Raw genomic sequence first — 9,155 nt, forward strand, 5'->3', positions numbered from 1 at the left:
GGGCTGTCCAGCATGGCCCTGTTTTATATGGTACCGGCACAACTGCCATTCCTGCTCACGGAACGCGGCGAAATCAGCGGTACCGCCGTGGGCCTGGCATTGTCTGTCACCCCAATGGCGGCGGCCACTGTGTCGTTTCTTTACGGCCGCATCAAACCCTGGTTCAGCATTGCCACCATGTATGTGATCGGATTTGCCCTGGTGGCGGCCGGCTACACTACCCTGGGACTTGCATCCAGCTATGGGATGACTGTTGTGGGAGCCGGTATCGCCGGCCTCGGTTTTGGCATTTTTCTACCCAACGGCAACGTCTGGCTGATGAAAATCACGCCTCCGGCGATCCGTGGCCGGGTATTTGGTGGCTCATCATCGGCCGTCTTTCTCGGCCAGTTCCTGTCACCCCTGGCGGTGGCACCAGTGGCCTTGTGGCTTGGGTCCCTGCGGGACGCCTACTTCTTCGCCGCTGCGATATGCGTGGCTTTTGCCATACTGATGGCCGTGCTCGGCGTTACCTGGCTTCGCCTCGACGATCCGGTGCGACTGCGCTGACAGGCACGGTTGGAAAACCCGGAAATGATTGATGTGTTTCGCAGATCGAGAGAAGATACCATTTTTCGTGTTTACGGATGAGCACGGTGATAATTGCAGGACTCCGGGTTCCCTGATCCCCAATCCAACAAACATAAAAGGGTTAACACCATGAAACTCAAAGACTCCGTCGCCATCATTACAGGCTCATCCTCCGGCATCGGCGCGGCCATTGCCCGCCTGTTTGCCGAGCACGGCTGCCACGTGGTTATCAACTACAGCAACAACGCCGACGGCGCCAATGCCGTAGCCGAAGACTGCCGCAGCCATGGCGTGCGCGCACTGGTCTGCAAAGCCAACGTTGCTGAAGATGCGGATTGTCGGGCCATGGTTGACGCCGCCGAGAAAGAATTCGGCCGTGTCGATATCCTGATCAACAATGCCGGCACCACCAAGTTCTGTGACCACGCCAACCTCGACGGCCTGGACATGAAAGACTTCCAGGACCTGTACGCAGTCAACACCGTCGGCGCCTTCCAGATGACCCGGGCCGCCGAGAAGGCCCTGCGGGCCAACGGTTCCGGCCACATTATCAACATGGCCTCCATTGCCGGGCTGGCCGGTATTGGCAGCTCCATCGCCTACGCCGCGTCCAAGGGCGCACTGGTCACCATGACCCGTTCCCTGGCCCGGGTTATGGGTCCGGAAGTCCGCGTTAACGCGGTCTGCCCCGGCTTTGTTCAGGGCGAGTGGCTGATGAAAGGACTGGGTGAGGAAACCTACGGCAAACTGCTGGCAAAAACCAAGGCCGGCTCGCCGCTGCACGATGCAGCTTCACCGGAAACCGTTGCCGATGTCTGCCTCGGCCTGATTATCGGTGGTGATCTGACCACCGGTGAAAGCATTCTGATTGATGGCGGCGCTCACCTTGGCATGGCTCCGGTTCGCCGCTGAGCCTTTGCTTGCCCGCTTACATTCGCACGGATATGCAGACTGGAGACCAATCATTCATGAGCAATAAACCCAGTATTCTGATCGTCGGCGCAGGTGCCATTGGCAGCTTTTACGGTGCCATCCTGAAAAAGGCCGGCTGCAGTGTCAGCACCGTGCTGCGCTCTGAATACGATGCCGTCAAAGCCAACGGCATCCGTATCACCAGCCCCCTGGGGGATCTGTCCTACCGGCCCGATAACGTCTACCGGGACGGTGATACTCCCACGGAAACTCCGGATTACCTGATCCTTTGTGTCAAAGTGCTGCCGGGGGTTGATCGCGCGGCACTGGTCAAGCCCTGGATGGGCGCCAACACCCGCCTGGTACTGATTGAAAACGGCCTGGACATCGAACGGGAACTGGCCGAGGCCTACCCCGCCAACCCTCTTATCAGCTGCCTGGCCTTCATTGCTGCCAGCCGCACGGCACCGGGAGAAGTTGAGCACAAGGCTTACGGCAAGCTGGTGATGGGACGCTTCCCGGAAGGCATTGACGATGACTGTCGCACACTGGCTGACCTGTTTATCGAAGGCGGCATCAGTATCGACCTGACTGAGCAGGTGGTTGGCGAACGTTGGCGCAAGTGTGTCTGGAACACGCCATTCAACCCGCTTTCAGTTTTGGCCAATGGCGCCGACACTCTCACGATCCTCGATACCGAGGGCGGCGAGGCCTTGATTCGCGAGCTGATGAAAGAAACCATGGCCACAGCCGCAGCAGACGGCCACCCACTGGATGAGCAGCTGATTGAGCAGAACATTGACGGCACCCGCAAGATGCCTGCCTACAAGAACAGTATGGCTCTGGATTACCTCAATGGCCGCGACATCGAGCTGGATGCGGTACTCGGCAACGTGGTTGCCATTGCCCGGCATCACGGCGTTCCGGTGCCCCATCTGACCACCGTACTGACCACCCTGAGGATGCGGGAGAAGCTGAAAGCCAAGGCCTGACAGGTCGTGTAAATTTTTTCGACACTCACATGGAACAGGGAGGAGGGCTCAGGCCCTCCTCTTTTTTTGACGTCGGATCAGGATTTTTCGTTGAACATTGAAATCCGGCCGCCATCCACCACCAGGTCATGGCAGTTGATGAATGAACCTTCGTCACTGGCCAGGAACACCGCTGCATTCGCGATGTCCAGGGCAAGGCCGGCCCGTGGCAGCGGTGTGGCTTTCGCCAGATTCTTCTCCAGCTTCGCCATCTTGGCGTCGTTTTCCAGATCGCTCAGGGTGTTCGCCCTGGCAGAACCACCCCAGAAGATCGGCGTTGCCACAGCTCCCGGAGAAATCGCGTTAACCCGGATCCCCTGCGCACCCAGCTCGACTCCCGCCAGCCGGGTCAGGTGGCTGACCGCCGCCTTGGCGCCTGAATACAGATAACCGCCCTGGCCCAGGCGATGACCCGCAATGCTGGAGTTATTGAGAATGCAGCCGCTGCCCTGAGGCTTCATCACCCGCGCTGCGTGCTTGATACCAAACACCACGCTGCCCGTCAGCAGGCGCATGACGTTGGTAAACTCTTCCTCGGTAACGGTATCCAGCTGGGTACGGTCGCCGGCGCCGGCGTTGTTGAACATGCAGTCCAGGCGCCCGAATTTCTCCATGGCGGCATCCACCAATGCGGCAATATCAGCCTCAACCATGATATCAGCCCGCTGAAACAGGGCGTTGCTGCCCAGTTCCTTTGCCAGTGCCTCACCCTTGTCCTCAGTTCGGCCCGCCAGAATGACGGTAGCACCCTCCTCGATAAAACGACGAGCGGTGGCTTCACCGATGCCGCTGGTGGCACCGGTGATGATGGTGACTTTGCCTTCGAGACGTTTGGTCATGTTTCTGCTCCAGTTGTAGTTGTTGCGGGAGGATAACCCGCCAAAACCGTCCAAGCGAATAAAGCCTCTACAGAGCCAATCGACTTCGCTAAGTATTACAGCCTCATTTTTCAGATAGAAGATGTCGACTTTTTTTACACGTCATTCAAAATTTCGCCAATATTTAATTTCAACCTGCTGTTATTAAATGATTTTTTATATTCGGCACAAATTCTGCCTATGATGATGTAACAGAACACTAAATCGTCCGTGCAACATCGAGGGCAGTATATGAAGTCTAAAATAGCTTTCAGATCTCTGGCCATAACCGGGCTGTTAGCCTTGGCTCCCATCGCTTCTGCTGCAATTATTGTCCAGGAGGGTGTCGTAGGTGGCAGCGGAGACGTCGATAACATTCTTTCCAACACATGCTCTGGGAATATTACCGGACCCGCATATACGGTTCAGGGGTGCCTGAACGTTGACCATGGTTATCTTGTCAATCTTACCAGCGATGAAGACCTTCGTATCACTGGCGGTCAATCCCGCCTCGAGGCGGTCGATGGCGGCTTCAGCTTCCTTGATATATCACTGGATGCGGCCGACCATACGTTTGGGAAACTACAGCTGAATATAAATGCAGACGATAATGGTTATGTGTATTTCACCGGCAACCCCGGTGGCGACAGCTCGTCATTCGAATTGAGTAAAAATGGGCAAAACTGGTTCACAATTACCGGGGAGAACTTCAGCTCTGTCTCTTTCTTCACCAGCGTCAACGCCTTGTCTATTGACCTTGTCGCCGACCTGAAACAAATTCGTCTCGGTGGGATTGAATCGCCGATTCCTGTTCCAGAGCCAGCAACTCTCGGCCTCCTCGGTCTCGGCCTGCTAGGCCTTGGCTTCGCACGACGGCGAGCTACCCGAAACTGATTAAAGGTCTCTTCTGATCCCCGCCCCGGCGGGGATTCCTCGTTTTAGCCAAACCTTCCGCTTTTTCCTTCCACTTCAGACGTGTTAGCCTCAACCCTCATTGCTCTCAACAGGAATCCGAATGACCGGTGTACTGACTCCTGCCATTGTCCGCTGGGTCAAACTGAGCCTGTGGACCCTGCTCGCCGGCGCTACTGTCATTATTTTTTACACCTGGTTCACCATGCTCAGCCCCTGGGGCTATACCGCCCCGGACGGACTGGAACCCATCGATGACAGTCGCCAGCACAGACTGTTCGTGTTTGGCACACTCAGGTCACCGGTTATTCGCTGGGTCGTTATGGGACGGGCCGGAGAGCAGATGCCAGCCACGCTGGAAGGCTACCGCAAGGAGGCGCTGGATATCAGCCCGGCCCCGGAAGCAGAGGTTCATGGTTATGTACTGACGGTGTCGCCCCGGGAGCTGTCGCGACTGGATCGTTACGAACGGCTGGGGATCCGGTATGAGAGAGTAAAGATGGCGCTGGCCGATGGGACCAGCGCCTGGGTCTATCGCAGACTGGCGCAATAACCCGCTTATTCGATGGTCGAATTATTCAGATAAGCGCGATCCGCGATATTGGTCCAGGGGCGTACTTTTTGTAAGTATTCCGCCTGAGACTCGATGATTTCCCGTGACAGGGGATCTTTCTCTGCCATTTCCGCCAGCAGCTTCTCGGTGGAGGCGCGCAGTGCGTCCATCACTTCATCCGGGAAGGTACGGAACTCCACGTCCGGGTGCTCTTCCTGCATCCGGCTCCAGGCCTCACCGCTCATGTGCGTGGTTTGAATGTACATGTCATAGGCTGCCGTGCGCATGGCCACTCGCAGGGTTTCCTGAAGGTCTTCCGGCAATTTGTTCCAGGAATCTTCGTTGATCAGCCATTGCAGCTCAGCTGAGGGCTCCTGCCAGCCGCCGTAGTAGAACTTGGAGATGCGATGAAAGCCCATGGGCAGATCAAGCGCCGGGCCGACCCACTCCAGAGCATCGATGGTGCCACGCTCCAGCGCAGTGTACATCTCACCCGGCGGTATGTTGGTCACAGCGACACCGATATCGGACATCACCTCACCGGCAAAGCCCGGGGTGCGCATTTTCAGACCCTGCAGGTCCTCAATGGATTTGATTTCCTCGCGGAACCAGCCACCCATCTGTACGCCAGTGTTGCCACCGGGAAAAGACAGCATGTTGTGGGGCTCATAAACTTTCTGCGCCAGGTCCATACCGTCACCGAAGTAGAACCAGCCGTATTGCTCAGGCGCAGTCATACCGAAAGGTACCGTGGTAAAGAACATGGTGTTGGGCAGCTTGCCCTTGTAGTAGTAAGAAGCAGTATGCCCCATGTCGTACTGACCCGCCTTGACCATATCAAAGATGCCGAAAGGCGCCTTGTGACGATTGGATGAGTCGATACGAATCTGTAACCGGCCCTTGGACATTTTTTCAACCATTGCCTTCAGGCTGCGGTTGGTGTCACCAAGGATCGGGTAGTTGGGACCCCAGGTCTCTGCGAGGGTCAGCGTGTAGGTTTCCTGAGCTATTGTTGACGAACTGGCAAACGAAAAGGACAGCAGCGCAGCGGCGGCCATCAAAGTGGAGCGTAATTTCATGGTGTCACTTCCAGCAGTGGCGTTTATTGTAGTGTGTGGGCGTTTTCAGCCATCCCTTGCTGGTGGCCAAAAAGCCCTGACCGGCTCAATAATAACCACATACTGCCTTGCGTGCACGCTTGTGGCGCAACCGGACGCGTCCTGTACCCGCTTTATGGCTTTCAGCGACTGACAATCGCCTGCCTGAGCCGCCCCGGCGGTGATCTGAAACACCACTGAAACGTACAACTGGTTGCCGCTAACAGGAGCAAATCATGGACATACTTTTCTACGATGGTCAGTGCCCATTGTGCGCCCGTGAGATCCGCACCCTGCGCAAACTCGAACGGGGCGGGCTAAGCTTCGCCGACATTCACCAGCAGCAGGAAACCAGCCTCTACACGCCAACCCGTGAGGCGCTGCTCCGCCGTTTGCACCTGTTCACTACCGAGGGCTATTGGGTGACCGGCCTCCAGGCCAATGTCCGCGCCTGGTCGCACACGTCCTTCGGCTGGCTGTTCAAACCACTGCTCTGGCCAGGTCTCCACCGGATCGCGAACGCCGTTTACGAACGCTGGGCCGACAATCGCTACGAAAAGCGTTATCAGTGCGGCAGCCAGTGCATGATTGAGCCGGCGGCTGACTGACCGCGGATAAATTACCCGGACACACTCACAGTGCCCGGAACGTTCCGTTAGTGCTCCGGAACCGGAAACCCGAAGCCGGTGCCATCTGTGACCTGCACCTGATCCTCCCAGGGTAACCGGTAGTTGTGCTGAACCATGTCCTGCATAAAGGTGTAAGGACAGTCTCTCGCACCACCTTTCACAGCCACATAACCCCGGTGACCAAACTGGTAGATGTTGTTCTCCACGCCCCAGTGAATCCTGGCTTCATCCACCAGATCCGGGCGGACCTCTGCGGTGATGATCTCATCCACGAGACCATTGCCCTCAACCAGAGGCACGCCGTCGAAGTTCACCACCATACCCTCGCCCATGGAGTTGAAGGTGCCGTCCGTTCCGGCCAGGCACACGTTGGCGGTCACCATCAGATTACAAAAGGCGTTGGCCTGATTGGTGATCTTCCAGGCATGGCGAATGGGCGCGGTGTATCCGGCCGTGCGCAGCATGATGTTGGCACCCTTGTAGGCGCACTCCCTGGCCACTTCCGGAAACATCCCGTCGTGGCAGATCGCCAGCGCCAGCGTGCTGCCATTAGGGCCCTCACAAACCGGAATGCCCAGATTTCCGGGCGCCCAGGGCTCGACCGGTACCCAGGGGTGGAGTTTGCGATAAAACAGACGGACTTCGCCGGTGTTATCGATGATTACGCCAGTGTTGTAGGGGTTGCCCTCCGGGTTCCGCTCCATGATGGAGAAACAGCCCCAGATATCGTGCTCACGGCAGGCGTTGCGGAAGGCTTTCATTTCGGGCCCGTCCCGATCACACATGATGGCGGGATCAATATTCATGGACAGGCCATGCAGGCAATATTCAGGGAAAACCACCAGATCCATGACCGGTGACTGGCGCCGAGCCTTGGCCACCAGCTGACAGACACGCTCGGTCTGGGCTGCCAGCTGCTCCGGCGTGGCAACGTCCGGCAGCTGCAGTTGCACCAGGCCAATAACAACGCCCGACGGGGATTTATTCAGTCCACCAAGTCCACTCATGAGGTACCTCCGGTTCAGATGTGTTCCGGGGTAGCAGCAGGAACTGTGCCAGCGCCAGGTCAGGCCCGCCTGTTGCCAGCACGGCGCCGATGCATCTCCATCTGGGCCAGGGTTACTTCACGGCCCTTGGCCTGACTGACGTGGATATGGGTCCGCAGCAAATCCCGGGCGGTGTCCGGATCATCTGCCAGGATCCGCTGACAGATCTCATAATGCTCCTCATAGGTACTGATGACACTGTCCCTGTCGGGAAACCCCAGTCGCCGCAATATACGAATGTGATTGTTCACATCTTTCAGATACCGCACCAGCACCGGGTTTCCACAGAGCTCCGCAAGGCGGACGTGAAACATCTCTTCCGCATCCTTTAGCTCATCGGTACCCAGATCGCCATACTTCAGGTACTTCGGATTCCAGTCCTCCGCCAGCGCCGCCACGGCCCGGTAGGGGATGCGCTTGCCCAGCAGCTCGATGGCCTCAAGCTCAAGGCCCACCCGTACGTCGTAGTATTCGGACAGCTCGAAGACGTCCAGCTTGCGGATATAGCAGCCATGTTTGGGCCGGATGGTCAGGTAGCCCTCTACAGACAATCGCTGCAGGGCCTCCCGAATGGGCGTGCGACTGACACCGAAGCGCTGGGCCAGTTCGGTCTCGGTCACCCGGGTCCCGGGATACAAATCGAAATTCATGATGTCCTGGCGCAGGCTGGTGTAGATCCGTTCAGCCACCCAGGTACGGCTATCTGAAGCCACAGGCAATCTCCCTTTACGGTTGCATACATCGTATTCATTTTTTCTGAAACTTCAAACGGATTCAGGCCAGCCCGGAGCAACAAACACCCCATCCACTTGCATCAGCACGGTGCAAAACCCTGATCAACCGGTCCAATCTGGTGCACTTATAGCGATAAAAACCAATATTTTAGCTGCGGACATCGAGCCGACACCCTGATCTGCGCCCATGGACTGACGATCGGCAGCCTTCTGCACAGGCACTGGCATGATCCATGCAAACTTGCATGCAACACCTACACATGCAGCTACATATCCGGGCAGCCATGAATATCGAGCTCTACAACGTCACCAAGACATTCGGCGCTATCACGGCCAACGATGGCATCTCCCTGGAGATCCGGGAGGGCGAGGTCATCGCTCTGCTCGGAGAAAATGGCGCCGGTAAAAGCACCCTGATGAAAGTGCTTTTCGGCATCTATCCCCCGGATGATGGCGCCATTCTTGTGGATGGCAGGGAAACCATCATCGACTCTCCACAAAAAGCCATGTCTCTTGGCATCGGCATGGTATTTCAGCAGTTCAATCTGATTCCGGCACTGTCGGTACTCGACAATCTGCTTCTTGCCTACCCCAAAGCGCCTTTCTGGACCTTTCGCCGGCTTTTCGGTATTTCCGGAAATTCCCCGGAACAGGCCAGCACCATACTGGACTACCTCAACGAACTGGCACCGGGCCTGGACCCCAACACGCTGGTTCGTGACCTGTCGGTTGGCCAGCGGCAGTTGCTTGAGCTGATCAAGGTGCTGAACCTGAACGCCGAGGTGGTGATTCTCGACGACGGCTCGGGCGACGG

11 protein-coding genes are annotated in these 9,155 nt (G+C 57.1%); 7 read left to right on the forward strand and 4 right to left on the reverse strand.

The genetic code is table 11. The annotated features are described in order from the left end of the window. From AAC035_RS14390 to AAC035_RS14400, 3 genes are all read left to right on the forward strand, one after another. Positions 1 to 549: MFS transporter (locus AAC035_RS14390; protein ID WP_339805320.1), on the forward strand; the 549-nt coding region annotated here is incomplete at its 5' end. A 150-nt stretch (positions 550 to 699) separates the two neighbouring features. Next, positions 700 to 1,482, forward strand: a complete 783-nt coding sequence (locus AAC035_RS14395; RefSeq protein WP_339805322.1) for an SDR family oxidoreductase — start codon at positions 700 to 702, stop codon at positions 1,480 to 1,482. Between the two features lie 56 nt (positions 1,483 to 1,538). Then, on the forward strand, positions 1,539 to 2,474 hold the full coding sequence (locus AAC035_RS14400; protein ID WP_339805324.1) for a 2-dehydropantoate 2-reductase: 936 nt from the start codon (positions 1,539 to 1,541) through the stop codon (positions 2,472 to 2,474). Between the two features lie 77 nt (positions 2,475 to 2,551). Here the strand turns inward: AAC035_RS14400 and AAC035_RS14405 are convergent, their stop codons facing one another. Then, positions 2,552 to 3,352, reverse strand: a complete 801-nt coding sequence (locus AAC035_RS14405; protein ID WP_339805326.1) for a glucose 1-dehydrogenase — start codon at positions 3,350 to 3,352, stop codon at positions 2,552 to 2,554. Positions 3,353 to 3,622: 270 nt separating this feature from the next. Here AAC035_RS14405 and AAC035_RS14410 point away from each other — a divergent pair, with 270 nt between their 5' ends. Together AAC035_RS14410 and AAC035_RS14415 are read left to right on the forward strand one after the other, a co-directional pair. Next, positions 3,623 to 4,264: a PEP-CTERM sorting domain-containing protein gene (locus tag AAC035_RS14410; protein WP_339805329.1), complete on the forward strand. Its 642-nt coding sequence runs from the start codon at positions 3,623 to 3,625 to the stop codon at positions 4,262 to 4,264. 121 nt (positions 4,265 to 4,385) lie between these two features. Further along, positions 4,386 to 4,835 (forward strand): gamma-glutamylcyclotransferase family protein, encoded by a 450-nt coding sequence (locus AAC035_RS14415; protein ID WP_339805331.1) that lies wholly within the window; start codon positions 4,386 to 4,388, stop codon positions 4,833 to 4,835. 5 nt (positions 4,836 to 4,840) lie between these two features. On the opposite strand, the gene AAC035_RS14420 is transcribed toward AAC035_RS14415, so the two are convergent. Beyond that, the gene (locus AAC035_RS14420; protein ID WP_339805333.1) at positions 4,841 to 5,914 is read right to left on the reverse strand and encodes a TRAP transporter substrate-binding protein; all 1,074 of its coding nucleotides are present in this window, start codon (positions 5,912 to 5,914) and stop codon (positions 4,841 to 4,843) included. A gap of 254 nt (positions 5,915 to 6,168) precedes the next feature. On the opposite strand from AAC035_RS14420, the gene AAC035_RS14425 reads away from it, so the two are divergent. Beyond that, the gene (locus AAC035_RS14425; protein WP_339805335.1) at positions 6,169 to 6,540 is read left to right on the forward strand and encodes a DUF393 domain-containing protein; all 372 of its coding nucleotides are present in this window, start codon (positions 6,169 to 6,171) and stop codon (positions 6,538 to 6,540) included. A gap of 47 nt (positions 6,541 to 6,587) precedes the next feature. Here the strand turns inward: AAC035_RS14425 and AAC035_RS14430 are convergent, their stop codons facing one another. After that, complete coding sequence (locus AAC035_RS14430) at positions 6,588 to 7,568, reverse strand: formamidase (RefSeq protein ID WP_339805337.1); 981 nt, start codon at positions 7,566 to 7,568, stop codon at positions 6,588 to 6,590. Between the two features lie 59 nt (positions 7,569 to 7,627). Continuing rightward, entirely contained in the window at positions 7,628 to 8,320 is a 693-nt protein-coding gene (locus tag AAC035_RS14435; protein WP_339805340.1) for a GntR family transcriptional regulator, read from the reverse strand. A gap of 266 nt (positions 8,321 to 8,586) precedes the next feature. Between AAC035_RS14435 and AAC035_RS14440 the strand changes: the two genes are divergently transcribed. Then, positions 8,587 to 9,155 (forward strand): ATP-binding cassette domain-containing protein (locus AAC035_RS14440; RefSeq protein ID WP_339805342.1); only part of this gene is annotated, 569 nt, incomplete at its 3' end.

Source organism: uncultured Marinobacter sp. (assembly GCF_963974375.1).
Classification (GTDB): domain Bacteria; phylum Pseudomonadota; class Gammaproteobacteria; order Pseudomonadales; family Oleiphilaceae; genus Marinobacter.